This window comes from Lentilactobacillus diolivorans DSM 14421, from assembly GCF_001434255.1.
Taxonomy (GTDB): Bacteria; Bacillota; Bacilli; order Lactobacillales; family Lactobacillaceae; genus Lentilactobacillus; species Lentilactobacillus diolivorans.
Genome location: NZ_AZEY01000107.1, coordinates 1 through 26097 on the forward strand (window position 1 = coordinate 1; position 26097 = coordinate 26097).

Below are 26097 nucleotides of genomic sequence, written 5' to 3' on the forward strand. Positions count from 1 at the left end.
GAAGCGCCCTACACATTCGTTTGTCGAAAATTTTGTTCAGTTTTCAAAGGTCTACCTTGGTTGCTGAAGCGCTTGTTCATCGCTTGCGACAACTATTTAAATATACCATGCTGATCAAGCGGTGTCAACAAAAAATTTCAAAGAACTAAATTTGCTTGTTGCGCTCACTCACTGAAACAGCATAAATAAATATACCGAAAATCTCGTCGTTCGTCAAGAGAAAATCAGAATTAATTTGAATGAATTCGTAAAAATGCCAATTGGTATAGGCGTAATTATTGATAAAAGTCCGAATAACAAGTCGGATTGTTCTTATAAAACAAGATTTTCGCCATATTGTATGTTTATATCTGCAGTTTTTGTACTATTATGCGAACAAAATTTATGGTATCAGCATTAAAGTTCAGAATTGCTTTGAAACCAATTTTACAAATTTAACGTCTTCAAATCGACAAATTACCAACTCACATTCAAGGATAGACGACTAATCAGCTTTGAAGGAACTGATTACCAAGAAAAATTAAGGGACAAAAAAAGCAGCCCATCTTCAAGATAAGACTGCTTTTAGCATTAAACACAATTAAACTGAACAATTACTTAAGCTCAGGAGCATCTGTTTTATATAAATTCATCGTGGATTTATTACCATTTTTAGCTTCGATACTTGTTGGTCGTCTTTGATCAGCCTGCTTAAGCTGTTCCATACCCTTGGTGTATTGATAAGTAAAGTCTTTACGATTTACCTTCTTAAACCCTTTAGGGGTGTAAAACCGTAAGAGATCGCCATAGATGACACGATCAGACAACGACAATTCAGTTGTGACGTGGTTTTGAATGCTTGCAATCTGTGCTTTTTGCTTACTATTTGGCTTGAGCAGCTTTCCTGTTTTAGTCAGATAAACGTTACTCCCCACTTTAGTATAGCGCGGCGTCACAAAATCACCGTTCCGAAATGCAACTCGCTGATCATGTTGTCTAGACAATAAATCAGTTCCAAACTGAATTGTATTATTGTCCTTGTCACCTAGCAAATGCAACAATGTCGGCAATACATCAATCTCGCCGCCATACGTATGATTAATACCACCCTTTAGCCCAGTGGCATGAATCATAAATGGGACCTTCTGAAACTGGGCAAGATCATAATCAGTGATAGTCTTTTTATGAAGCAATTGGGCAATCGCTGGACGATGATTGTTAGATATCCCGTAATGGTCACCATATAGAACAATTACACTGTTTTTCATTAAACCAGTCTTACGTAGGTAATTCATAAACTCCGCAAATGCTTGATCTAAATAATGGGCAGTCTGGACGTATGGATCAACTGTTTTGTCTCCCGTTTTAGTAGCAGGAAAATCAGTATTTTGTTTATCCAAGAGATAAGGATAATGATTTGTTAAAGTAATTAACTTCACGTAGAATGGCTGAGGCAACTGTTGAATGTAATTTGCCGCATCTCTAAAAAAGATCTTATCCTTTAGCCCATAACCAACACTGTATGATGGTTTTGTCTTATAGTACTGAGAGCTGAAGAAATACTGATAACCCCATGATTTATAAGTGCTGTCACGATTCCAAAAGCTTGGGACATCCCCATGAAATGCGGCAGTGGTGTAACCATCCTGGTCTAAGATTGCCGGCGCTGCTTGATACGTATTTTGGCTACCATACGTCACCATGGCTGATCCCTGCGGTAATCCATACAAAGAGTTTTCAAGCATCATTTCAGCATCAGATGTTTTTCCTTGGGCAACTTGATGGTAAAAATTATCAAAACTAATCGTATTTCGATTACGGAAAAACTTATTTAAATGGGGCGTAACTTCTTTACCATCCACTTTATAGTTAATTAGAAATTGTTGAAAACTCTCCAAATGAATAATAAAAACATTTTTACCTTTTTCTTTACCAAAGTAAACAGGATTAGGCTTAGCCCGTGAATGATCAAGGTACTTCAAAATACTATCCATATCACTGGCTTTTGCATGTGACCGAGTGGCAGATTCCTTTTGTGTTTGGTAGGCATTGAAAGCAGCATACTCATTTAGCCCAAGATACTTAACAATATAATTATTATCAAATGTCCGAGTTAACAGCCCTGTGCGATCGCTATTAGCCAGTCCATATTCACCCACCATCAGAATAATTGAAAGTCCGCTTAATAGAAGCGCATATCTTTTTTTAAACGGTTGCGCATCAACTCGAATCACTTTGAAGACCAACAATCCGATTAAGATAAGAATGTCAATAAAGATGAAGAAATCGCTAAAATGAACAATTTCGGCCAAACTTTTACCAAGATTATTCTGTACATTTCCGCTCCCTTTGATAATTCCAAGAGATAGAAAATCTGAAAATTCTCGATAATACACGATGTTAGCAAAAATCCACACTGTCTCGAGAAAATCAATTATCATCATCAGCCAGTATGACAAGCGGCCACTAAAATACAATGCAACCCCAAATGTTAATAAGGCTGCGGGAATTGGATTAATGGCCAAAATGAACTCTTGAAGGCCTCCTTTAACACCAAGTGTAAATTTAGTTTGATAAACAATGTACGTTTTGATACAAAACAGCAATACCGCTAAAAGATAAAAGCCCAACCTGGTATTTAAGAGATTTGAAATACGATATTTCTTATCAGATATCATTCTTGTTCCTCCAAAAATGTCCAACAACCGGCAAATTAAGCCTGCTCATCGGAATCATCAACTTTATCTGGTTTTAATAATAATGCAAAGGCACCAGCAGCCATTCCGAAATAATATGTTATCAACCGCCATAAAATCATTGCTAAGACTAGTTTGCTGTTACTAGAAATATAGCTGTGGAATAACGATTCAAAGCTAAATTCGGCACCTCCTGAACCACCAGGAATTGGAAATAACGAAATAATCATAACAATCATAACGTGCAAACTGACAACCATCACCAGATTCACATTGCTATATCCTAAAGCAAGCATAATGAAATAAGGAATGAGGTAATAAAACAAAAGTTGGAAAAAGGTGAGGACAACCACTTTTAACAGTAACATGGGCTGTCGGCCGATTCGAACGCTTTCTTCAAACAAATTATCAATTTTGTCATAGAGCATTTCACGAGTTGTATAAAATTTTTCATCTTTCATAAACCATTTGGCCGGATGAAACAAAACCTTGGTTACTTTTTTTGTGAAAGTCGGCCAATACATAATCATCAGCAAACCCACAATAACAAAAAAATGGATCAAAAATCCAAAGAGAACAAACAGTGCCAAGAAATGTAACTTAGTTGCCACATAGTGAAATCCAATAAGTAAACTAATGAAAAAATTCACGACGATCATTGCTTGATAAACAACGAATTTCATTAATAAAACCGAGCTGGCGCGGCCACCATCAATCCCAGTCTGCAACATCACAATCAGTTGACCAGGTTGGCCGCCAGACGAAAATGGTGTAATTCCATTAAACAGCTGCTCCACTAAAGGGACTCGCAATGCGTCTTTAAAGGTAAAATTTGCGACTCGATTGGACACTAATACCTTGGTGACAACTCCTTCAATCAGTAAATAAACACAGATACACAAAAAGGCAATCAGCAACCACCAGGGATCAATTGTGAAGAAGTCATGAATCAAGACGCTAAGCTTAATATCTTTCATTGAATACCCAATGATGGCAATTCCAATTAAAACCATCACCATCAAGGTAATTTTGTTTTTCCGTGACATTAATAACCTTCCTTAGCCTGTTGATTGTAAAAGTTGAACCAAACTTTTGCTAAATGGTCCTCTGAATACCGTTCACTAGCAATTACTGTTTGCTGCTGGAGTTTAGCTAATTCGGCTTGATCATTTGTTAATTCCAAAAGGTTACGATTCATCTCACTCACATCTTGAGCCGGCAAATAATAACCATCAATAATTGAATGATATAAATCGAGGTCTCGCAACATTACCGGTGTCTCTGTGGCAAATGCTTCCAAAACCGACATTGGGAACAACTCATTAAATGACGGTAGTAAAAACAAATCTGCCATATTGTAATAATCAACCATCTTTGATCGATCGATAATCCCGGGAAAAGACAAATTGCTCGGGGGATCTTTAACAACTTTTTCCAGTTCCCCATATCCTTCAGTAATTCTGCCAAATGAAAAACCGCCAGTCCAAATAAACTGAATTTGCGGATTCTGCTTAGCAAGTTTAATAAAGTCTAAAACACCCTTACGCGTTTGAATCTGGCCGCTTCCCAAAACAGTAAACCGATTTTGCTCATACCCGTGATTTTGACGAATTTGTTGTTTAGTTGCCAAATCAACCGGATAAAATTCCTTTTTACTAACAAAATTGGGAATATATGTGATTTTTTCGGCACTAATACCATACTTCTCCAATTTTGGAATGAATGAAGGATTAACAACCACGATATGATCCATTCGCTTATAAAATGCAATCACATACTTATACAAAATTCCCTTAAATGGCTGAGGAATCTTCAAACTACCCTCAAGCGTTTCGGGAATAAAGTGAACATAGCCAATTTTTCGACCCCGCTTTTTTGAAAATGTTGATAAATAAAAAGTCGGGTTAATCGTATGATAGTGACTAATATCCGCCGAAGCATAACTGTTAATCTTAATATCCAAGTCGTTGGGAAAGTGTTTTTTTAACATTTTGACTAATTCAAGATAAGCACTGCCCACCCCTTGTCCTTTCACCTTGTCGGCGGTTGAGAACATATTAATCTTAAGCATATAAACTCCTTTAACAAACGTATTTATTCAGTGTTGGTTGTGGGATCCTTTTGCAGTTCCTGTTCTACTTGAACATTGCGATAAAAATCAACGACCCGGTTGGCAAATGTTTCCGACGAAATTGCTTTAAGCTTACGTTTTAGTAATTGCTGGGCTTGCACTGTGTTGACATCTACCTGCTTAACTAAATAGTTGGTCACAATCGTCACAAATTCAGCTTCATGAGTATAAGTTTGGCCCAGTGTCGGACTACTAAGCAGATTATTTGTATAATCACTGGCGGTGACTACTACCGGCAATCCGGCCGCCATCGCCTCAATATAGGTCAGCCCTTGAGATTCGGACTCCGATGCCGAAACAAAGACATTGCAGGCACGATAAAATGCATTAACGTGATCATTGCTGACTTCGCCAGTAAAAATCACATGTTGATCCATTTTGAGCCGATGAACTTGGCTGATCAAATCTTCTTTGGCAGGGCCATCGCCGACAATCATGAGCTTTGCTGTCGGCACACGCTCAATTATTTTCGGCAATAAATCAACCAATTTAGAAAGATTTTTTTCATATGCCAATCGACTAATTGACAGCATCATTGGTGTGTCCTTGGCAATATGGTATTTTCCCCTGATATTGGTGGTCATTTTTTTTGAATACATCCCAATATCGATCCCAGTTGGAATAATTCTCATTTGGCTATGCACACCATAATCAGTTAATTTATCTAAAACACGATCGCTGGGAGCAATCACACCTGAGAGATGATAACAAAATGCTAAAGTTCCTTCTTTAACGTGAACCGGCTTTAATAATTTGCCATTTGCCACATAATGCAAATAATCCTCATACATTGTGTGATACGTGTGAACACAAGGAATATTTAAATTTTTGGCGACAAACTTGCCAATCATCCCCATCGAAAACTCTGTTTGCGTGTGAACAATATCCAAATTCAATTCTTTAGCAATTTCGTATGCTTGAAAAAGGCCACGGACTGCAATCCGTCGATCAGTAAATGAGATAAACGGAATACTAGAAAATCTGAAAATATTTTGTTCATATGTATCTTTATCAACATGGGGATCAGTGGTCGTGAAAATATAGACCTGATGTCCTTGTCGTTCAAGCTCATTTTTAAGTGTCTTGATTGATGTTGCAACGCCACTCACCTGTGGAAAATAGGTGTCGGTGAAAATTCCAATATTCACGACTAATACCCCTTTCTATTAGTTGTTTCCTTTATGGATGACGACTACATGATTGACTCTTGCAGAAAAACCATCCCACATGTGTGCTGACAGCCGAGAATGACACCCGAGCCGAAACACTTACATTATCAAAATTATTATATTTGTTTAACCGAGCCATTGCAAACGGCTTACAACAAAAAAACAAGCCGTCAACAGACCATCCAAAGCCGCTGACAACTCGTTTTTTAAGTTATTTATAAGTCTACTACTCAGCTTCCAATGCCTGGTGAACATAATGAACAACTTGTTCACTGGTGCTGGCTAAACTAACCGTTCGATTAGCTAATGTGACCATTTCACGAGAATCCAGACCCTTGATCAGCGCCCGTGACTTCAAGATTGATGTTGCACTCATTGAAAACTCGTTTAATCCCATTCCAAATAAAATTGGGATGGCAGTTTGATCGCCAGCCATTTCACCACACATATAAGCCGGAATCCCATTTTCGTGACATGCATCAATAATTGATTTAATCAATCGCAAAACAGCAGGATTGTACGGTTGATATAGGTATGAAACCCGCTTATTACCACGGTCAGCTGCCATAACATATTGAATCAAATCATTAGTCCCGATGCTCATGAAATCAACCTCATTAGCGAATTGATCCGCTAAAATTGCTGCTGCCGGCACTTCAACCATAATTCCAATTTTGATGTGCCCAACTGCAACATCCGCTGAGATGAGCTGTTGACGTTGCTGCTCAAGAATATTTTTGGCGCGCTTCAACTCGTTAATAGTTGTAATCATTGGAAACATCACTGAAAGGTCACCAAATGCCGACGCTCGTAAAAGCGCGCGTAGCTGAACCTTAAAAATATCTGTTCGATCCAAACTCATTCGAATTGCCCGATAGCCAAGAAACGGGTTGGCTTCTTTTGGGGTATCCAAATACGGCAGATCTTTATCTCCACCAATATCGGCGGTCCGCATAATTACAGGCTTACCCTTCATCTTTTGTAACACGTCTTTATAAGCGCTAAATTGCTCATCTTCAGTTGGCAGCTGATCAGAATCCATGTATAAAAACTCTGTTCGAAAAAGACCAATCCCCTCCGCACCATTTTCAATTGCTGCGGTCAAATCATCCGGTGTTCCAATGTTTGCAGCCAAGATTGGATGCTTGCCATCAGAAGAAGTGGTGGTTTGATTCTTAAAAGAAGAAAGTTGGTTTTTTCGATTTCGGTACTTTTTAATTTTATCTTGATATTGTTTGATCTCATCTTGACGAGGATTAACAATGACATTCCCTGTTAATCCATCAACAATAACGGTATCACCATTTTTTATTTCGGCTAGAGAACCTTTAAACCCGACAACAGCTGGAATTTCCAATGTTCGAGACATAATAGCTGAATGCGATGTTCGCCCACCCATATCAGACACAATTCCTTTGACATAGTTTGGAACAAATTGAGCAGTATTGCTGGGTGTCAAATCGTGAGCAATAATGATTACGCGACGATTAATAAGCGCTGGATCAGTTAACTTAACTCCCAACAAGTGACTCAAAACACGTTTGGTGACATCATTAATATCGCTAGATCGTTGTCTGATATAATCGTTGTCAGTCATTGAATTAAAGATTTTGATATAACTATCAGTCACTTCACCAAGTGCTGCTTCAGCGTTAACATGTTCTCGACGAATGACTGTCTCAATCCGGGTTAGTAACTCTGGGTCAGATAAAATAGCAATATGTGCTTTAAAGACCTCAGCTTCATGTCTACCGAGGTCTTCCAGAGTTCTCTGTTGAATTGTTAGAAGCTCCTCTTTCGAGATATCAATCGCATCGTGAAACCGACGAATCTCACGATCAGGATCATCAATTGAGTGCTTCTTAAAAGAAAGATCAGGTTCAGTCAACCGAAATGCAGATGCAATGGCAATTCCGTCACTAGCTGCGATCCCCTTGTAAGTTGTCATGAACTTAGTCGGTTAGTCCTTCTGCCTTCATCGTTTCAGTGATGGCATCAATTGCCTGCTTCTCATCATCACCGTCTGCAGTGATTGTAACTGAAGCACTTTGACCAACACCAAGAGACATGACACCCATAATTGATTTAAGATTAACAGACTTTTCTTGATATTCGAGAGTAATATCTGCGTTAAATTTACTTGCAGTTTGGACTAGCAAAGTTGCTGGACGTGCATGAATTCCAGTTTCTGCGATAATGTTATACTGACGTTTTTCCATGTTAAATCATTCTCCTCTGATCGTTTTATAGACTTTGAAATCAAAGATCTCATTCAAAGCTTAAAATTATTCCTTACCCATTTAAGAATAGCAATATATCAACGAAAATACAAGCGTTACATGAACCGCTTACAGTTTTTCTTAAGAATCATTGCGCTGATCATCACGCTCAAAAATGTAGGTCACCACGCCGCCTTGATCCGCAGTTCCAATAATTCTTTTTCGTTTATCATAGTTCATAAACGATGATTGAAAATCCATAAACTGTTCTGGTTTGACCACAATTTTATCAATATCACCGGCTTCGAGCCTTTTTAATTGTTCGGAATAGTCAATTTTGTCTGTCATTTTTCCTCCTTCGTCTGAAACAAGACTGCAATCTCTTGATCAACCAAAGATTGACAATTATTGTAACAAACTGAATGTAACTACTTTAACACCTGATGATGAGACAGCCAATATTTAAATTCAAGCCAATACCAATCTTGATTAACTTTTTCTCTTATAAAATAGAGAGAGCATCAGCGATGTCACTTGACCTAACTTATTTTCCAGCCATTGGTAGAAAAGCGAATGGTCAATATGTCTATATCTCTTCTCGACATGATTTGCCAGGCAAACTTGGTAGAAGAAGCAATCGTCTTATCATGATATTATTAAGAGATTAAGCAATTTATTGTGATTACTTAGTAGAAGGATTTAAAATAAGATCGTTGTATCAGTTAAGAAGAAATTAGTCATTGAATCAATCAGACATCCCTATGAATCCTGCTTTCCTATGTTAACCGGGGCGCCATGATGTTTGGCTTTCAATGAGACCATTAATTTCATTTCGTGCTGAATGCAATTACTTGATTACCCGTTTTGAAGTTGTATAATAAAATTCAAAGGTCAAAGTTGGTCAGTACTTTTAAAAGAAAGTCCACTATTAAACTGTAACCTTTTATCTCTAAATTTAAAGGAGGAAAGCAATTAATGCTATGTCAAAATTGCCATAAAAATCCAGCAACCATCCACTTATATACTAATGTGAATGGTCAAAAGCAAACTATTAACCTTTGCCAAAATTGCTATCAACTCCTCTCAAACAAGCAACGTAACACAGGAGGTGCTCAAAACATGGCTCAAGATCCATTCGGCTTTGGCGGTTTGGACGATATCTTCCGTGCAATGCAAGGCGGAAATGTCGATCCTCAAAACGCCCAACAGATCCCACCGACACAACCACAAGGACCACGTAACCCTAATAATCGGCAGCCTGGTCAGGGTGGAAACTCATTACTTGGTCAATACGGAATTAATCTAACCCAACTCGCAAGAGAAGGTAAAGTTGATCCTGTTATCGGACGGGATAATGAAATCCGTCGAGTTGTAGAAATTCTTAACAGAAGAACAAAAAACAATCCAGTTTTGATTGGTGAAGCTGGTGTTGGTAAAACAGCTGTTGTTGAAGGTCTTGCTCAGGAAATTGTCTCAGGTAATGTTCCGTCAAAACTTCAAAACAAGCAAATCATCCGACTTGATGTTGTCTCACTCGTTCAAGGAACCGGCATTCGAGGTCAATTTGAACAACGAATGCAGCAACTGATTAAAGAAGTGCAGGACAATCCTAACATTATTTTATTCATTGATGAAATTCATGAAATCGTTGGTGCCGGTAATGCCGAGGGTGGCATGGACGCAGGCAATGTTTTAAAACCTGCATTGGCTCGAGGCGAATTTCAATTAATTGGCGCCACAACTTTGAAAGAATACCGTGACATCGAAAAGGATGCTGCATTGGCTCGTCGACTTCAACCTGTTACCGTTGATGAACCATCCCCTGAAGAAGCTGTTAAAATCTTAAAGGGAATTCAGAAACGATACGAAGACTATCATCATGTCAAGTATACCGATGACGCCATTCAGGCAGCAGTTAAGTTATCAGATCGTTATATTCAAGACCGATTCTTACCAGATAAGGCCATTGATTTACTTGATGAAGCCGGATCACGTAAGAATTTGACTATTAACGTTGTGGATCCTCACACAGTTGATGAGAAAATTCAAAATGCTGAAAAGCAAAAGCAAGCTGCCCTAAAGAGTGAAGATTACGAAAAAGCAGCCTATTATCGCGACCAAGTAACCAAGTTGGAAAAGAATAAACAAACTAATACTCCTGATTCAGAAGATACGCCAAAAGTAACTGCTGAAGATATGGAAAAGATTGTTGAAGAAAAAACTGAAATTCCAGTTGGTGAACTTCAAGCAAAAGAGCAACAACAATTGCGAAATCTTGGCCCTAACCTTGAGAAACACGTTATTGGTCAAAATGAAGCTGTTGAAAAAGTTGCTCGGGCAATTCGAAGAAACCGAGTTGGTTTTAACGGAACAGGTCGACCAATTGGTTCATTCTTATTTGTTGGCCCGACTGGTGTTGGTAAAACCGAGTTGGCTAAGCAATTAGCTCGTGAGCTGTTTGGCTCTAAAGATGCAATGATTCGATTTGATATGTCTGAGTACATGGAACCGCATTCAGTGGCTAAGTTGATCGGTTCACCTCCTGGCTATGTTGGCTATGAAGAAGCTGGTCAATTGACCGAACAAGTTCGGCGTCATCCATACAGTCTGATTCTCTTGGATGAAGTTGAAAAGGCTCACCCAGACGTCCTTCACATGTTTCTACAAATTCTTGACGACGGTCGTTTAACCGATAGTCAAGGACGGACAGTTTCATTTAAGGATACGATCATCATCATGACTAGTAACGCTGGTCAAGGCGATTCGGAAGCTAACGTTGGATTTGGTGCTGCCGCATCCGGCACGACTCATTCAATCATTAACAAATTAACCAATTACTTTAAACCTGAACTTTTGAATCGATTCGATGATGTGGTTGAATTCCACTCACTGACCAAGAAAAATCTTCAGAAGATTGTATCGTTAATGATCGATGATGTTAATAACATGCTTAAACAGCAGGGCTTGTTTATCAATGTTACAGAAAAAGCCAAGGAAAAATTAGTCGACTTGGGTTATAATCCTGCAATGGGTGCCCGACCGCTTCGAAGAGTTATTCAAGAACAAATCGAGGATAAAGTCGCTGACTTCTACCTTGATCATGAAAGTGCTGCTAGTTTGACTGCTGATGTTGATAAGGATGGTAACATCATTATCAAAACCGGTCAGCCGGCTAAAGCAACTAAAACTAAAAAGTAAATCGGAATTGTCTTTTTAGATAGTCGATTCTTATTACAAACGGGGCTGGGACAAAAGTAATTTTGTCCCAGTCCCGTTTTGTGTCATCACGATTATTACCGAGTGAAAACGTGCGCCAAAAGGCAACTTCCTGCCGAATAACCGCCTTTCGTCCCACTCTCTTTTGCTACAATCATGATGTTTATAAACTAAAAACTATCGCGCCTCACTAATATCGATTCCTAAAAAGCATCCCCTGCTATCAATCACCCGATTTCACTTGCTAGGAAGATATTCTCTTTGGCTAACAGCTTGACTCATTTATGCTATAATTTTTAGTAGAACGTGTTGATGATGGGGGAAAACGGATGACACTTTTTGACTGGATTAAACAACAATTTCATACACTGACCGTTGATAAAAGTCGGCCAAAAAGAAATCATCGTGATCACCACCATGATTATCACCAACGAAAACGATTGGTGGATCAGTCTCAAAAGACAAATAATGATCAAAAATCACCATATGCAATTCAGGCCGATAATCCAGCAACGACACTTCCAGAAATCAAACAGTCAGTTGACCAAGTTTCTCCAGTTACCATGGCTCAATCTCAAGTCACCTTTTTTTATTTGGACGAAAATCATCAAATCATTAAGTCTCCTGATATTTTAGTTGGTAATCAGGGCGAGTCCTTTCATTTCAAACTACCAAGATTTAAGAATCATTATTTAGTGGCAATTGATCATTTTACCAATCATTTTTTAGCTTATGATCAGGACGTTACTCTCCACTTCGCACTTAAAGAGGGACTTCCGGTCATGGTTTATACGGTTGATTTCGATACCGGCCAAATACTACAACCAGTCAAAATTATTTCTGATAAAATGTGTCAAAAATACGAGATTACTGCACCAAAAATTGATCATTTTCGAGTTATCAACAGTACTGGAAAGAAATATGGCCTTTTCGATAATCGAACCCATGGCATTATTTTTTATTATCGGAAAGAGGACTGGGAAACTGTTCAACCCGTTGCTTACTTTGTCCGTTTAAACAAGCATCATTTAGTCTTTAACGAGCCCAATGGGTATCAATTAAAAACCGGACTACCTGCCAACATTATTATTAAAGTATTCGCTCGAATAGACACATCAAACAACAAAAGCTGGCTCAATATCGGTGGTTTTGAGTGGATAGAAAATCAACATCTCGAACCTAGTGATCCACCAATTCATAATTTAATTGCTTCAATGACTAAAACTTCTAGGAATCGGGTGATGTTGACTGGAGCAGTTGACTTTGTACCTGGACAATCAATCAGCACATTTGATAAACCCTATGGTAAACAAGCTGGAAAACTGTTAGATGGGACTAAAATCAGCATTATTGCGACCATTGTGGACGACCAAAATTTAATTTGGTACGAATTAGAAAATCACCAGGTTATTCCCAAGGGCTATATCAAAATTGACCATGGCTAAAACTTCAAAAATATCATCATTTGGTCTCCAAAATCATATCTAACGCTGGTACCTGGTCAACTTATGGCTTTACCTCATAATTTTATATCAAAAAAAGAGTGACATGAAAAGCAGTTTTCTTATAGCCCGAGAGGCTAAACGCTTTTCATATCACTCTTTTTTCTAATAATTAAGTACCATCATGCTTACTGACATGATTACTGGTTTTACAAATTTTTATCAATATTAAAAGTTAATTTCGATAATGTTAGCCCTTTTTCAATCAATTGATGGTTAAAATGCTCCGTTGCAATTCGCATCATTTTGACAACTTCGTGGTTCTGTTGCGTCAAATAATTTGTTAACTCTTCGCCCTTTAACCCTTTAGCTTCGTCAATTGCATCTTGAACGTGTCGTCGTAATTTTTCTTTTGAATCAGTTAGGAAATCAATATCATCTTGAATGAACTCAGAATAATGTGACTCCACCAGCATTGAAAGCTTACGATACATCCAATAAGCACTCTGGTCATCACAATGGAGTGGTGTCTTGGCGTAGCTCTCATCAGTGTCATTGGCATTCCCAAAGAATGGGACGTATGGCGAAAATGCCGGTACTCCAAAGCAAAGCCACATAATGGCTGAACTATCGTTGGTCACGTCATTTCGAATTTGCAAAACATGTGAATTCTGTGTTCGATTCATCGAAATTGGCCTAAATAATGTTTTTGTGTCTTCATTGCCACGGCTAAACGGATCATAAACTGTTTCATTATAGTGGGAACTCAAAATGTACTCGATATCTTCAACACTAATCTTTTTGCTTGTTCGACAAATGAACGGTAACTCTGAAGAAATCGGCGACTGTTTAATTTCGGGATTTAAAACTCGTTGACCAAACCAAACCCGCGGCGTATTATAATGACGATCTTTTTCGTTATCTGTTCCAAAAATATGTCGGAAATTAAAACCGGTTTGATCCGTGTTTAAATGATAATTCTCAACAAATTCTTGAATGCCGTCAGAATACATAAAATTATCAGGATCATTAAAATCAACCTGTTGAATCGCAACTTGATTAGCAGTTATGGCATAAGCATCATCAGGAATTCGCTGGGCAACCCAGTGATGGCCAGTCACAATTTCCATGTACCAAACTTCATCTTTATCACTGAAGAGAACCGCGTTTCCTTCTGGAGAACCATATTGCTTGATTAGCTTTCCCAGATAAATAACCCCATCTTTGGCAGAATCAATATAGGGCAATACCATTGACTGAAGGGAGTCTTCCGCCAAACCATTTTCAACTAACGGGTCAAAGGCTAACGTCCGTTCATTACCGTAGACACTTTCGGTTGCACTCATGGCCACATTTTTTTCATTAAAACCACTTTCAGCGTAAACCCCTTCTTTATCAACATCAGCGTTAGGGGTAACTTGATATCGGTATCCTTTCTTGGGAAGTGGTGCTGTAAACCCATTTTGATTGGATTGCCATGTTCCCTTTTGATTAGAGACAGCGGGTTGAACGAAAAAACGTTGGGGCGTTAATGGCAAAAAAGTATCGTCGTTTCTGGCAATCATCGTTGACCCATCAATTGAAGCCTTTTTACCGACTAAAACACTTGTACATGCTGATAAATGTTTTGAAACCATTTTATAAATCTCTTCTTTCAACAAAATTATAATTTAGCAGTTAATGTCACATCAGGATATTTATCTTTAAACCAACGCATAGCAAATTGATTTTCAAATAGAAATAGCGGCTGATTATGCCGATCTTTAACCAATATATTTCGAGATGAGGACATTTTTTCATCAAGTTGATCAGGATCAATCCAGCGGGCAATTTTATGACCCATCGGTTCCATATTGACCTCTGAATTATATTCATTTTTCATTCGGAACTGGAAAACTTCAAATTGAAGTTGCCCAACCGCTCCCAAAATATAGTCATTAGTTGTATAAGAGGTGTACAACTGAACCGCCCCTTCTTGAACCAATTGGTCAATCCCCTTGTGAAACGACTTTTGCTTCATGACGTTTTTGGCGGAAACACGAACGAACAGCTCGGGAGTAAATTGTGGCAGCTTTTCAAACTCAACCGGCTGCTTGCCAGTGTAGATCGTATCCCCTATTTGAAAGTTCCCCGTATCATAAAGGCCAATAATATCACCAGCCACAGCTGTTTTAACGTTTTCCCGGGTGTTGGCCATAAACTCGGTCACATTTGACAGCCGTAGTTTCTTCTGAGTTCGATAAAGATTAACGTCCATCCCCTTTTCAAACTCACCAGAACAAATTCGGACAAACGCAATTCGATCACGATGGTTAGGATTCATATTGGCTTGAATTTTAAAAACAAATCCAGAAAATTCACTGGCATCTGGATTAATTAAATTTCCTTCTTCAGTCTTATGTGGACTCGGAGCTGGAGCATACTTTAAATAAGCATCGAAGAAGGTCTTAACCCCAAAATTAACCAGAGCTGATCCGAAGAAAACAGGGGTTAAATCACCAGTAGCAATTTTATCTTCATCAAACTTATTACCGGCCATATCGAGTAATTCAACACTATCCTTTGTATCTTGAAATTGGTCATCTTCCGCTAGTTGATCGTCGTTTATGGGATTGTTATTATCATCCAACTTAACCATTTGGCTTTCATCGCCATGTTTATACAATTCCACACGATGATTATATCGATCAAAAATACCGGTAAGTGTTTTTCCCATGCCAATTGGCCAATTCATTGGGTATGCTTGAATTCCCAAGACACTTTCCAATTCATCAACCAAATCCATAGGATCCCGACCATCACGGTCCAACTTATTCATAAATGTAAAAATTGGGATGCCACGCATTTTACAAATTTGAAATAACTTTTTAGTTTGGGGTTCAATCCCTTTAGCCGAATCAATCACCATGACGGCAGAATCAACCGCCATCAAAGTTCGATACGTATCCTCAGAAAAATCTGCATGTCCTGGGGTATCCAAGATATTAATTCGCTTACCAGCGTAATCAAACTGCATCACCGAACTAGTCACTGAAATACCACGTTTTTGTTCAATTTCCATCCAATCCGATTTGGCAAAATTTCCGGTCTTCCGGGCTTTAACGGTTCCAGCCTGGCGAACCACCCCACCAAAAAGTAACAGATGTTCAGTAATCGTTGTTTTACCTGCATCCGGGTGAGAAATAATCGCAAAGGTTCTGCGAGTGCTGTCTTGCGTTTCTAACTGTTGGTTATTCATATTAACTTCCTTTCGAGCGAGTAAATAACTCATTTATTCTACCATACATGTGAATAGGGCGCACGTTTTGACGCGATATCAATTCGACAACACCCAAGTAACAACAATGCAGCAAAAAAATGCAAACAACACTTTTCCTTGATTCACGATAAACCAAATGGCATAAAGATTGATTAACTCTCATGTTCGCTGTTTCTCACTCACCAATAATGATGATGACATAAAAAAGCCGGGACAAAATTGCTTTCGTCTCAGCCCTTTTATAATTCCTCAATTAGTACCCAGTATACTTAATCAAGACTGACTAAACGCCACTCTCAATCTGATGCATGACATAATTAACAACTTTCAATGAACTTAACCCATCATTAATCGCGCAGAATCGATTATAAAAATTCATAAAGCGTTCATTGGCACTCATATCCGGATGAGCTAACGCATGATTAATTTCTGCCAGCAACTCAGTTGAGTTATGGGCAATCTTTCCGGGCAGATCTCGCTCATAATTGAGATAAAATCCTCGAAGTTCTTCTTTATACAAATGGTAATCATATGGATAAAATAAAATTGGCCGCTTTAAATAAGCATAGTCGAAAAATACAGAAGAATAATCAGTAATTAACAAATCGGATACTAAATAAAGATCACTAATATTTGGGTAATCTGAAAAATCGTAAACAAAATCCGAATAATTTGAGATGTCCAATGCGTTAGATATTAAATAGTGCATCCGTAAAATCAAAACCGTATCATTCCCAAATGATTTTCTAAAATCATCCAAGTCAAAGGGTAATTCAAACGTATATTTTCCCTTTTCAGCAAATTGATTGTCCCGATATGTGGGCGCATACATGACAACCTTTTTATCCAAAGGAATCCCCAATTTTTCTTTAATCTGTGCTATTTCATCGGTTTTTGTATTAATCAATTCATCATTTCGCGGGTAGCCAATTTTTAAGATTTGGTTATTGAATCCAAAGGCTGATCGGAAAATCTGAGTGGAATAGTCATTTGGCGAGACTAGTGCATCCCAACGATTAGCTTCTCGAACAAAGTTCTTATGATATTTAGCCGTTGTTGTACCGGGCATTGAAACATTTTCAATGTCTAATCCCAATTTTTTCAATGGCGTTCCATGCCAGGTTTGAATATAAGTTACATAATTCGGTTTTTTAACCCAAGATGGGAACCGCGCATTACTAATCCAAAATTGAGATTTTTCCAATACCCGGACCCATTTTTGAGTTCGCCGAATGACGTATGCAATCTGATTTTCCTTACAAAAAGCTTTTTGTGAGCGGTCAATTGACCAAATCATGTTAATCCCAGGATACAGCGTTTGAAATAGCCGATAAATGGCATATGGACTATCACTCACTTGGCGGCCACCAAAGCTTTCAAAGACAATTGTTGTCCCTTCATAAGGCGAATGACCTGCTTTAAATAAGAAACGCATTCGCGCCAAATTCAGCTTGTCTTGGACTAATCGGCAAACCTCAATCATGCCATGAGCTTTACCACCCGCTGCGACAACTTTTTGAAGAAGTGAGGCTCCTAAAAACTCCTTAACCAAAATGCCATTATCAAATCGTTTCTCAAGCGTAATCATCCGATTACCAGGTAATTGAGCCTGAACAGATTGTCCAGCCAGTGAATTGGGGATAATCAAGCGCTGCGTGATTTCTTTACCATTTAACTGGTATTTAATGAATAGCTCACCAACCGAGTCTTGAGGAATATCGGTCAACGGAATGGCAACCTTGAACATTCCGGCAAACATCGTTTGAGAGACTGGAAAATCCAATTTACCATCGTTAGTCTTATTTCGTAAAATAATTCGTTGATTCTTGATCGGTGTCCCATTAATTTTATTGTAGCCGGTGATTTCAAGGTCTGTATCAGTCAAGTTGACCGAATTAATCATAAAATCATCATCAGACTGATGGGTTCTCAGATTGAATAAAGCCATTCCTTGAGCATCACTATTAAATTGATAATAACTGGTCAATTCTAATTGATGACGATCACTCAGATACTCACTTTCAACCTGAATAACATCTCGTTGAGTTCGACTGTTATTAATCAGAAAGATCTGCCATTCAAATTCCGTCTGATCTTCGGACTCAAAGTGAAAGTCCTGAGCATTAATGTTAACTCGAATAATATTATGGCTTAAAATTTTTGAAATTGGTTTCATCAATGAAGCTAAACTATTTTTCTCAACAAACAGCATATAAGCATGTTCTAATGAGCCAGCTACATCCAACAACTCAAATTCTAAAACTTGAAGCCCCTTTTTTTGATGAACTCCTGATAGTATCGCTCGCAATTCGATTTCCCCTTAGTAATTAAAGATTCGTTTTCCTGGTAAGTATTTCGATGCGTCAACAATGTCGTTAATGTCAAGATAGGTTCTGACGCCCTCAATATCCATATTCATCAATACTTGATGATAAAATGCGTTAATATCATCATATCGATGGTAGTCACTGTACGAAATTGCTTTCGTGACAATTGTCTGGCCTTGACCTTCATATAATTTCTGAGCAGCATCGTTCTTCTGACCGGCAATTACAGTAAGCTCTTGAGGTAGAGGAATAACCGAAGTTGACGCAATCGCAAAGCTGGATTTCAATGGTGATACGTAGTTGGTAAATCTAAAGATCAAATCGGATTTTGCGTTTAATAGCAGACTTTCTTCAAGAAAATTGTCAGTAAACTTCTCAATGCCAAATAAATGATTTTGATGATCATAATTGTTAATCTGAATAATCCGGCTATTTTTATCAAAGAAAATAGTATGCAATCTCGTTTCGTCCTCGGCAAATAAGGTTTCAGCAACAATGTTGCCGTCATGATCAACATAACGAGAAACCTTCAGCTTACCGGAATGTGAGTCGTGGGTGGCCAAATTTGACACATCAGTCGTTAAATAATCACTATTCTTCAAGGCAACACCGTCGTGATCCGCATATACATCTGCTAATGATATGGTTCGAACACCGTCTAAATCAGCTCTTAATCTAAGAAGTTTGATTTCGCGTTCAGCCTGCCAGATTTCGTCAAAATCGGTCATTGCCAACAACACAACAATCTGATAATCATCACTAATTAGTGACAATAATTGCTTTAGGAACGTCGGCTTCCGGATTCCTTGAATTGTCGTTACCAAAAAGATTGCTTGTTTCATCTTTTTCCTCCCATAATAAAAGAGGACTGGTACAAAACGAATGGTTTTGCTAACAGCCTCTTTTTATTCTCACTATTATTATGCTTCCCAATTTTTGGCGTCAGTAAGCCCCAAATCTTCTTTAATCTTTGTGGTGGAAATGCCTTCAGTTCTTGGTAAATAAACGACTTCACAATAATCCTTCAAAAAGTCAAATTTACCTTTCCAATCATCACCCATGACAAACACATCAATATTGCGTTCTTGGACATCATGAATTTTTTGATCCCAATTAGTTTCAGGAATAACTTCATCCACATATTTAATTGCTTCAAGAATATATTTACGATCTTCGTATGATGTATATGCCTTTTTGCCCTTTTCGGCGTTAAATTCATCTGATGATAAGCAAACCGTCAAATGATCACCAAGCGCTTTAGCACGTTTCAACAAACGAACGTGACCCTTGTGGAGCAGGTCAAACGTCCCATACGTAATTACTTTTTTCATAAACTCTCCTACTTACTCATTCACTATTATCTTAAAATTAGAAATAAACACAACTTAAATAGTAGCATAAACAACGGTCACGTCAATATTTTTTAAAGAGAATTAAGGAAACAACGACCCAGTCTCTCTAATTATCAACACTTTTTTCATTAAATTGCCTTCAATCCAATTGATAGATATTCCACATATGGACGACGACAACTTTAACAACCGCATATAACGGGACTGCTAAGATCATTCCCATTAATCCGGCAATATTACCGGCTGCCAATAAAATGATAATAATCGTAAGCGGATGAATTTGTAACGACTTCCCAATCACATTTGGATAAACCAAGTTGCCATCAATCTGTTGAACAACAATCACAACAACAATATTATAAACAACGCTTAGCCAGCCACCGTGTGAAAACGACACAATTAATGCCGGGGCAATTCCAATGTAAGGGCCAATATATGGAATAATATTGCAAATCCCGGCAATAACGCCCAGCAGTAACGCATATGGTATCCCAATTATCAGATATCCAATTGCCGTGAAGGTACCCACAAACAAGCATTCGATCATCTGTCCAGAAATATACTTAGAAATTGTCCGACTCATTTCAGAAAGCAATTCCATTGTCTGCTCGCGATGCTTTTCCGGCAACAGCCGTTTAATGTTTGGTGCCAGCTTATAGCCATCTTTTAACATATAAAACAACACAACCGGCACCGTAACAGCAATAATAACGGCATTTGCAGCTACGGAGATAATTCCACCAAGTCCATTAGTAACACCATTAAACAACGCGTTGGCATAGCCACTGATATTCTTTGAAAATTTTTCACTCAACGACGTAAAATCAATTTGCTTAAGATATTGCTGAGAATTCATTTCCTTAAACAATTTCTCCATTAGCTTTTGACCGTCATTAACGGCACCGGGAACCTGGTTAGCCAAGGTAACAATCTGGTTCGTCAACTTGGGAACAAAAACCGTTGCCAGCAAAATGATAATCCCGACAAACAGCAAGAAAACAAGCGTCACTGCCCATCCCCTCGAAACATGCTTTTTCCCCAACTTAAGTTTTGTTAATAATCCGACAATTGGATTCAGCATATAGAACAAAATTCCGGCCAACAAGATTGGAATAAAGATCGTTGAAAAAAAGATTGCAATGGGAGAAAAGAAAAAACCAATCTTGGTACAACCCCAAATAATTGCAACAACGATCAGAATTTCTAAGGACCAAAACATCAATGATGAATTTTTTAATCTTTCAAACATATGGTTAGTTCCCTTCTGATTTAATCTGTTAGCGTTATTGTAACATAGAGTATGTTATCAGCAATCTACTCATGACACGTAGAACAACATTTACATCTCAACCTTAGCCATGTTGAAATCGCCCCAAAGCCGTCACGCGCTATCCTTACTAAGCAAGGTTGCCAAAGACTTTAATCTCTTCTTGGTGACATATCAGGTCACCGTTTCTAAGCAATTAACGTGTCAATCAAACACCAAATAATATTATCTAAAAAAAGCGAGACCAAAGGCAGTTAATCTCCAGAATGCAGATGCCCGCTCTCTGTTGCTGCTCACTAATAATCGTGATGACATAAAACGGGACTGGACAAAATTAATTTTGTCTCAGCCCCATTCCTACGGTGATCTTCATTTTTTTTGACGAGATAATTCCAAGTAGCGTTCATACCAGATCGCAACAAACTCTTTTGAAAAGGGTCCCTTCTCGTTATTAATCCAGTCAACAATTATTCTAACGTTTTTCTTCAAAATGTGATCGATTTCTGGACCATAATGCCAGCGTTTACTAAATTCCAGATATTCATCAACATCAAGCAATTTTCGCCGACCGTCAGGAAATACCTTGACGTCCAAATCATAGTCGATGTATTTCAGTGCTTCTTTATCCAAAACATATGGAGATGCTAAATTACAATAATAAGCAATACCGTCATCGCGGATCATTGCAACCACGTTAAACCAATAATGTTTGTGAAAATAAACTAAGGCGGGTTCTCTTGTAACCCAGTGGCGACCATCATCTTCGGTAACCAATGTATGGTTATTACATCCAATCAATGAATTTTCGCCAGTCTTCAGTACCATTGTATCTCGCCAAATACGGTGTAAGCTGCCATCATGCTTATAGCTTTGAATCGCAATGAAGTCCCCTTCTTTTGGTAATCTTTCCAGTCGTGGCATTTGTAGCTACCCACTTTCTGATTAAGCTATTCGCATCGATTGTTGCCAACCCACTGCTCATTATATCAGACGGGGGCCTATTTGCCGAATGATTTTAGCTTTCGGACAATTGTGCCAAGACAGCCTCAATATCATCAATCAAGAACCCCTTTCGATAAAGTGCCTGTTTGGTTTTTTGCTTCTGTTCATAACTATCATATTTGGCATACTTTCGCCAATATTTTTCGGCCAATTGATTGATGATCTCCTGATCATGGACGACCAATTCAGATGTGTCCACTTCATTCATAATTTCATCAATTAAACTAAAATTAAAGCCGCGCCGCATCAACAAATTTTTAGTCTTATTTATCGCCATTTTGGCCGAATCGTGCTTATGATGGCTTAACTGTTTTTGGGCAACTTCAGCACCAATTTCAATAGCAGTCGCTTCTGGATAATATTGAACCAGAGATGCCTCGATCAGGTCGGCTTTAACCCGTTTGTCCTTTAAATGTCGACGAATCCAATCAGGACCGTTTTTAGCCTCTCTAACAACCGTTCGAACATAACTATCAGCATACTTGCGGTCATCGATTAATCGTTGCCTTCGCAGCTGGGCAATTACTGAATCGATTGCGTTAGAATCCTCAGTTATTTCAACCAATTTTTCACGAACTTCGTGGTCCGTTCTTAAATGATGCGCCAGGAAATCCAGTGCCCGACTATGTAGTTTAGAAACATCATCGGCTTTTTTTAGTTGATTAATGAGTAACTCGTCAACTTCCATCCCTTTAAAAAGCCGATACTTAATCAATACTTCTTCACTTACCGGAAAAGCATACGCACCATCAACATAAACGTTAAACCGGCCCTGTCTTTTTTGAGATTCAATCTTAGTGATCGTTTGAGTCATAAAAACCTCCTGGATGTAAATTCACTTTAGCATGGCAATTTGATATACTAAACACAATATAAGAATCGAGGATGACGAATAATGATAACTGCTCACGTAGTTTTTGCAACAATTACTGGGAACAACGAAGACGTTGCTGATATTATTACCGAACATTTTGAAGATGCTGGCGTCAAGGTAGCAGAAAGTGAAATTTCACAAACCGACCCATCCGTATTCGAAGATGTCGATATCTGCGTTGTTTGTCCATATACTTACGATGAAGGTGCTTTACCGGAAGAGGGGCTTGATTTTTACGACGACCTTCAAGAACTGGACTTAAAGGGTAAAATTTACGGAGTTGCCGGATCCGGTGACACTTTCTACGAAGAATTTTTTAACGTTGCCGTTGATAAATTTGATGCCGCCTTCAAAAAAGCTGGTGCTACAAAAGGTGCCGAAGATGTCAAAATCAATTTGGAACCAGATGAAGACGCCATTGAAACTTTAGACAAATTTGCAGAAGAACTGATCAGTAAAGTCCAAAAATAAAGCTCATTGTTAAAGATTCCAAGCATTGATTATTTTGCTTGGAATTTTCTGTATCATATGAATCTATTATGCGTCCAAAATACGTCACCGCACAAGGTCAAGGCTGCTTACCCAAATTCACGTGTCTACCAATCTGAAACGTAATCAAAAAGCAGATTCCTGCCGTGTAAGGCACTTAACCCTAATATTCAAGACCGGATTCCTTCTGCCTACTTGGCTGAAACGTGATCAAAAAAGCAGATCCCTGCCATATAAGGCACTTAACTCTAATATTCAAGACCGGATTCCTTCTGCCTACTTGGCTGAAACGTGATCAAAAAAGCAGATTCCGGCCATATAAGGCACTTAACCCTAATATTCAAGACCGGATTCCTTCTGCCTACTTGGCTGAAACGTGATCAAAAAAGCAGATCCCTGCCATATAAAGCACTTAACCCTAATATTCAAGACCGGAATATTAGGGTTAAGTGCTTTATATTCTGGGATCTAACCGCTTTTTTGATCACTCTATTTTCTTTTCCTCAATCGCTTCGCTCTTTTGATGACATTTTCAACCGCATCAGTCTGTTCTTGAACCTTGCCGAGCCTCATTTCTTGGATGGTTGCATTGATGACACCGCCCAATAACATAATGATTCCAGAAAAGTCTAACCAAAACATCAACACAATAAACGTTCCAATTGTTTTGTAAGCATCAATTCGGTTGGCAAAAAATTTCAAATATACTGAAAAGCCTTGTGCCAATAACATCAAACCAATCGTGGCAAATAATGCGCCCACCCAAACATATCGAAATTTCACTTTCGCAGTTGGCACAAAATAAAACAACAGATTAAGCAACAACCAAACAATTAAAATGGTCGTTGGCCACTTGACCGTTCCAATCAAACTAACAATTGAATTGGGAACATGCAATAGCGGCTGCAGCCAATTAAAAATAAATTGACTAAACGCAAATAATAGCATAATCGCCACAACCGCCACCAGTAATACCAGCATCCAAATGAACGAAATTAATCTGTTTGAGATGGCTGTTTGATCAGCTGCTACCCCATATGTTTTATTAATACTTCGTTGAAAAGCAGCAATTGCTCGACTTGCCGACCACACCGTCACAATTAGCCCAACTGATAGCTGACTGGTACCACCACTATGCAGCGTCGAATCAATAATCGGTTCCAACATGGTATAAATGCGTTCGGGGAAAATTGGCCGTAAATAAACTTCAACATCCTGCGTATTAATTTGCACAAGGTTAAAAACACTTCCAACAACAAATAGAATTGGAAAAATGCACATTAATGAATAAAATGCCAAAACAACCGCAGAATCAGACACGTTTCCAGAAGAATAATGACTGATTAGCAGTTTAATAAAACGCTTGGTCTTTTGGAATAATGGTTTCATAATTATCTGCTCACTTAATTTTCAAGATTTAAAAACATGGCGTTGTCTCAATTCAAACCAGCCAACCAGCCTACTCAAAATCAATGAGATCTAAGCCAAATCTGAAGCTACCTATTTTTTATACGGTCCTGAATAGCTTTTAATATCCGCTCGGAAGCATGGCCGTCACCATATGGATTCTTAGCTTCTGCCATCCGTTGATAGGCTTTAGGATCGTCCAGCAAAGAAATCATTGCCTGTTTCACAATTTTAGGATCTGTCCCCACTAATCGCAAGGTACCGGCCTTAATTCCCTCCGGCCGCTCTGTTGTATCCCGAAGAACTAAGACTGGCTTTTTCAAAGAAGGCGCTTCTTCTTGAACACCACCAGAATCTGTCATAATAAAGTAACTTCTGGCAGCCATATTATGAAAATCCAAAACGTCAAGCGGCTCAATTAAATGAACTTGTGAAACGCGATCAAAAACCTCATGAGCCACTTTTTGAACAGCTGGGCTTAAATGAACCGGATAAACCACTTCAACATCCGGGTGTGTTTTAAGAACCTCATTAATTGCCTGAAATGTTCGACGCATCGGTTCACCATGATTTTCTCGCCGATGCATCGTCAGTAAAATCATTTTGGAGTCAGCCCTTAGTTCATCAAAAACTGTATGCTGATAGTCAGCAGTAACTGTTTGTTTTAACGCGTCAATCGCCGTATTTCCAGTAACAAAAATATGGGTCTCCGGATGATTTTCCTTAAGTAAATTATGCTTACTTAAATTAGTTGGTGCAAAATATAAGTCCGCTAATACGTCAGTTAACTGCCGATTCATTTCTTCAGGATACGGTGATAACTTATTCCAGGTTCTAAGGCCTGCTTCAACATGGCCAATTTCAACTTGATGATAAAAAGCGCTCACACTTGCGGCAAACGTCGTTGTGGTATCACCATGAACTAAAATGATATCCGGCCTTTCTTTTTCAATAATTGAATCCAGTGCCGTAATCACGCGAGTCGTAATATCACTCAAAGTCTGATTCTTCTTCATAATATTCAAATCATAATCTGGTTTAATATGAAAAACAGTCATGACTTGGTCCAACATTTCACGATGTTGAGCCGTCACAACAGTGATCGGTTGAAATTCAGATGACTTTTGTTGCATTAATAAAATAATTGGTGCCATTTTGATGGCCTCGGGACGGGTTCCAAAAATAGTCATGACTTTGATTGGCTTCATTTAATTTTTTCTCCTTTACATGTCATCATTATAGCAAAAACGACATAAACCTTAACATTG

Annotated in this window: 20 protein-coding genes; 3 read left to right on the plus strand and 17 right to left on the minus strand. The window is 38.5% G+C overall.

What is annotated here, in order from left to right; all coding sequences use genetic code 11:
• Window positions 1-593: 593 nt before the first annotated feature.
• The 7 genes from FC85_RS13870 to FC85_RS13900 all read right to left on the minus strand — a co-directional run bounded on the left by FC85_RS13870 (window position 594) and on the right by FC85_RS13900 (window position 8542).
• Window positions 594-2657 (minus strand): LTA synthase family protein, encoded by a 2064-nt coding sequence (locus FC85_RS13870; protein WP_057866117.1) that lies wholly within the window; start codon window positions 2655-2657, stop codon window positions 594-596.
• 35 nt (window positions 2658-2692) lie between these two features.
• Window positions 2693-3721: a lysylphosphatidylglycerol synthase transmembrane domain-containing protein gene (locus FC85_RS13875; RefSeq protein WP_057866118.1), complete on the minus strand. Its 1029-nt coding sequence runs from the start codon at window positions 3719-3721 to the stop codon at window positions 2693-2695.
• Window positions 3721-4746 carry a glycosyltransferase family 4 protein gene (locus FC85_RS13880; protein ID WP_057866119.1) on the minus strand — a complete coding sequence of 342 codons (1026 nt, stop codon included), beginning with the start codon at window positions 4744-4746 and terminating at the stop codon, window positions 3721-3723. The genes FC85_RS13875 and FC85_RS13880 overlap by 1 nt, the downstream gene beginning before the upstream one ends.
• 23 nt (window positions 4747-4769) lie before the next feature.
• Window positions 4770-5954 carry a glycosyltransferase family 4 protein gene (locus FC85_RS13885; protein ID WP_057866120.1) on the minus strand — a complete coding sequence of 395 codons (1185 nt, stop codon included), beginning with the start codon at window positions 5952-5954 and terminating at the stop codon, window positions 4770-4772.
• Between the two features lie 247 nt (window positions 5955-6201).
• Window positions 6202-7923 carry a phosphoenolpyruvate--protein phosphotransferase gene (gene ptsP, locus FC85_RS13890; protein WP_057866121.1) on the minus strand — a complete coding sequence of 574 codons (1722 nt, stop codon included), beginning with the start codon at window positions 7921-7923 and terminating at the stop codon, window positions 6202-6204.
• A 4-nt stretch (window positions 7924-7927) separates the two neighbouring features.
• Entirely contained in the window at window positions 7928-8194 is a 267-nt protein-coding gene (locus FC85_RS13895; protein WP_057866122.1) for a phosphocarrier protein HPr, read from the minus strand.
• A 141-nt stretch (window positions 8195-8335) separates the two neighbouring features.
• A complete protein-coding gene (locus FC85_RS13900; RefSeq protein WP_057866123.1) occupies window positions 8336-8542 on the minus strand; it encodes a hypothetical protein in 207 nt (68 codons plus the stop codon).
• A 627-nt stretch (window positions 8543-9169) separates the two neighbouring features.
• Between FC85_RS13900 and FC85_RS13905 the strand changes: the two genes are divergently transcribed.
• On the plus strand, window positions 9170-11392 hold the full coding sequence (locus FC85_RS13905; RefSeq protein ID WP_057866124.1) for an ATP-dependent Clp protease ATP-binding subunit: 2223 nt from the start codon (window positions 9170-9172) through the stop codon (window positions 11390-11392).
• Between the two features lie 347 nt (window positions 11393-11739).
• Window positions 11740-12855, plus strand: coding sequence for a MucBP domain-containing protein (locus FC85_RS13910; RefSeq protein WP_057866125.1), 1116 nt, complete (start codon window positions 11740-11742; stop codon window positions 12853-12855).
• 206 nt (window positions 12856-13061) lie between these two features.
• Here the strand turns inward: FC85_RS13910 and FC85_RS13915 are convergent, their stop codons facing one another.
• The 8 genes from FC85_RS13915 to recX form a co-directional block, all read right to left on the minus strand.
• On the minus strand, window positions 13062-14489 hold the full coding sequence (locus FC85_RS13915) for a C69 family dipeptidase (protein WP_057866126.1): 1428 nt from the start codon (window positions 14487-14489) through the stop codon (window positions 13062-13064).
• A gap of 26 nt (window positions 14490-14515) precedes the next feature.
• Entirely contained in the window at window positions 14516-16090 is a 1575-nt protein-coding gene (locus FC85_RS13920; RefSeq protein WP_057866127.1) for a peptide chain release factor 3, read from the minus strand.
• A 304-nt stretch (window positions 16091-16394) separates the two neighbouring features.
• Window positions 16395-18419 carry a CDP-glycerol glycerophosphotransferase family protein gene (locus FC85_RS13925; protein WP_057866128.1) on the minus strand — a complete coding sequence of 675 codons (2025 nt, stop codon included), beginning with the start codon at window positions 18417-18419 and terminating at the stop codon, window positions 16395-16397.
• 12 nt (window positions 18420-18431) lie between these two features.
• A complete protein-coding gene (locus FC85_RS13930) occupies window positions 18432-19280 on the minus strand; it encodes a hypothetical protein (RefSeq protein ID WP_057866129.1) in 849 nt (282 codons plus the stop codon).
• Window positions 19281-19358: 78 nt separating this feature from the next.
• The gene (gene tagD, locus FC85_RS13935) at window positions 19359-19769 is read right to left on the minus strand and encodes a glycerol-3-phosphate cytidylyltransferase (RefSeq protein ID WP_057866130.1); all 411 of its coding nucleotides are present in this window, start codon (window positions 19767-19769) and stop codon (window positions 19359-19361) included.
• A gap of 160 nt (window positions 19770-19929) precedes the next feature.
• Window positions 19930-21039 carry an AI-2E family transporter gene (locus tag FC85_RS13940; RefSeq protein ID WP_225427624.1) on the minus strand — a complete coding sequence of 370 codons (1110 nt, stop codon included), beginning with the start codon at window positions 21037-21039 and terminating at the stop codon, window positions 19930-19932.
• A 387-nt stretch (window positions 21040-21426) separates the two neighbouring features.
• Entirely contained in the window at window positions 21427-21978 is a 552-nt protein-coding gene (gene ntdP / locus FC85_RS13945) for a nucleoside tri-diphosphate phosphatase (protein WP_057866131.1), read from the minus strand.
• A 94-nt stretch (window positions 21979-22072) separates the two neighbouring features.
• Entirely contained in the window at window positions 22073-22873 is an 801-nt protein-coding gene (recX, locus tag FC85_RS13950; protein WP_057866132.1) for a recombination regulator RecX, read from the minus strand.
• Window positions 22874-22954: 81 nt separating this feature from the next.
• Between recX and FC85_RS13955 the strand changes: the two genes are divergently transcribed.
• Entirely contained in the window at window positions 22955-23404 is a 450-nt protein-coding gene (locus FC85_RS13955) for a flavodoxin (RefSeq protein WP_057866133.1), read from the plus strand.
• A gap of 507 nt (window positions 23405-23911) precedes the next feature.
• Here FC85_RS13955 and FC85_RS13960 read toward each other — a convergent pair.
• Together FC85_RS13960 and wecB are read right to left on the minus strand one after the other, a co-directional pair.
• Window positions 23912-24811, minus strand: a complete 900-nt coding sequence (locus FC85_RS13960; protein ID WP_057866134.1) for a YihY/virulence factor BrkB family protein — start codon at window positions 24809-24811, stop codon at window positions 23912-23914.
• A gap of 107 nt (window positions 24812-24918) precedes the next feature.
• Window positions 24919-26037, minus strand: a complete 1119-nt coding sequence (gene wecB / locus FC85_RS13965) for a non-hydrolyzing UDP-N-acetylglucosamine 2-epimerase (protein ID WP_057866135.1) — start codon at window positions 26035-26037, stop codon at window positions 24919-24921.
• Window positions 26038-26097 lie beyond the last annotated feature (60 nt).

Bases quoted from the DNA above. Each gene is read 5' to 3' on its own strand.
- FC85_RS13870 (WP_057866117.1), bottom strand. From the start codon at position 2,657: ATGATATCTGATAAGAAATATCGTATTTCAAATCTCTTAAATACCAGG.
- FC85_RS13875 (WP_057866118.1), bottom strand. From the start codon at position 3,721: ATGTCACGGAAAAACAAAATTACCTTGATGGTGATGGTTTTAATTGGA.
- FC85_RS13880 (WP_057866119.1), bottom strand. From the start codon at position 4,746: ATGCTTAAGATTAATATGTTCTCAACCGCCGACAAGGTGAAAGGACAA.
- ptsP (WP_057866121.1), bottom strand. From the start codon at position 7,923: ATGACAACTTACAAGGGGATCGCAGCTAGTGACGGAATTGCCATTGCA.
- FC85_RS13895 (WP_057866122.1), bottom strand. From the start codon at position 8,194: ATGGAAAAACGTCAGTATAACATTATCGCAGAAACTGGAATTCATGCA.
- FC85_RS13900 (WP_057866123.1), bottom strand. From the start codon at position 8,542: ATGACAGACAAAATTGACTATTCCGAACAATTAAAAAGGCTCGAAGCC.
- FC85_RS13905 (WP_057866124.1), top strand. From the start codon at position 9,170: ATGCTATGTCAAAATTGCCATAAAAATCCAGCAACCATCCACTTATAT.
- FC85_RS13910 (WP_057866125.1), top strand. From the start codon at position 11,740: ATGACACTTTTTGACTGGATTAAACAACAATTTCATACACTGACCGTT.
- FC85_RS13915 (WP_057866126.1), bottom strand. From the start codon at position 14,489: ATGGTTTCAAAACATTTATCAGCATGTACAAGTGTTTTAGTCGGTAAA.
- FC85_RS13920 (WP_057866127.1), bottom strand. From the start codon at position 16,090: ATGAATAACCAACAGTTAGAAACGCAAGACAGCACTCGCAGAACCTTT.
- FC85_RS13930 (WP_057866129.1), bottom strand. From the start codon at position 19,280: ATGAAACAAGCAATCTTTTTGGTAACGACAATTCAAGGAATCCGGAAG.
- tagD (WP_057866130.1), bottom strand. From the start codon at position 19,769: ATGAAAAAAGTAATTACGTATGGGACGTTTGACCTGCTCCACAAGGGT.
- FC85_RS13940 (WP_225427624.1), bottom strand. From the start codon at position 21,039: ATGTTTGAAAGATTAAAAAATTCATCATTGATGTTTTGGTCCTTAGAA.
- ntdP (WP_057866131.1), bottom strand. From the start codon at position 21,978: ATGCCACGACTGGAAAGATTACCAAAAGAAGGGGACTTCATTGCGATT.
- recX (WP_057866132.1), bottom strand. From the start codon at position 22,873: ATGACTCAAACGATCACTAAGATTGAATCTCAAAAAAGACAGGGCCGG.
- FC85_RS13955 (WP_057866133.1), top strand. From the start codon at position 22,955: ATGATAACTGCTCACGTAGTTTTTGCAACAATTACTGGGAACAACGAA.
- FC85_RS13960 (WP_057866134.1), bottom strand. From the start codon at position 24,811: ATGAAACCATTATTCCAAAAGACCAAGCGTTTTATTAAACTGCTAATC.
- wecB (WP_057866135.1), bottom strand. From the start codon at position 26,037: ATGAAGCCAATCAAAGTCATGACTATTTTTGGAACCCGTCCCGAGGCC.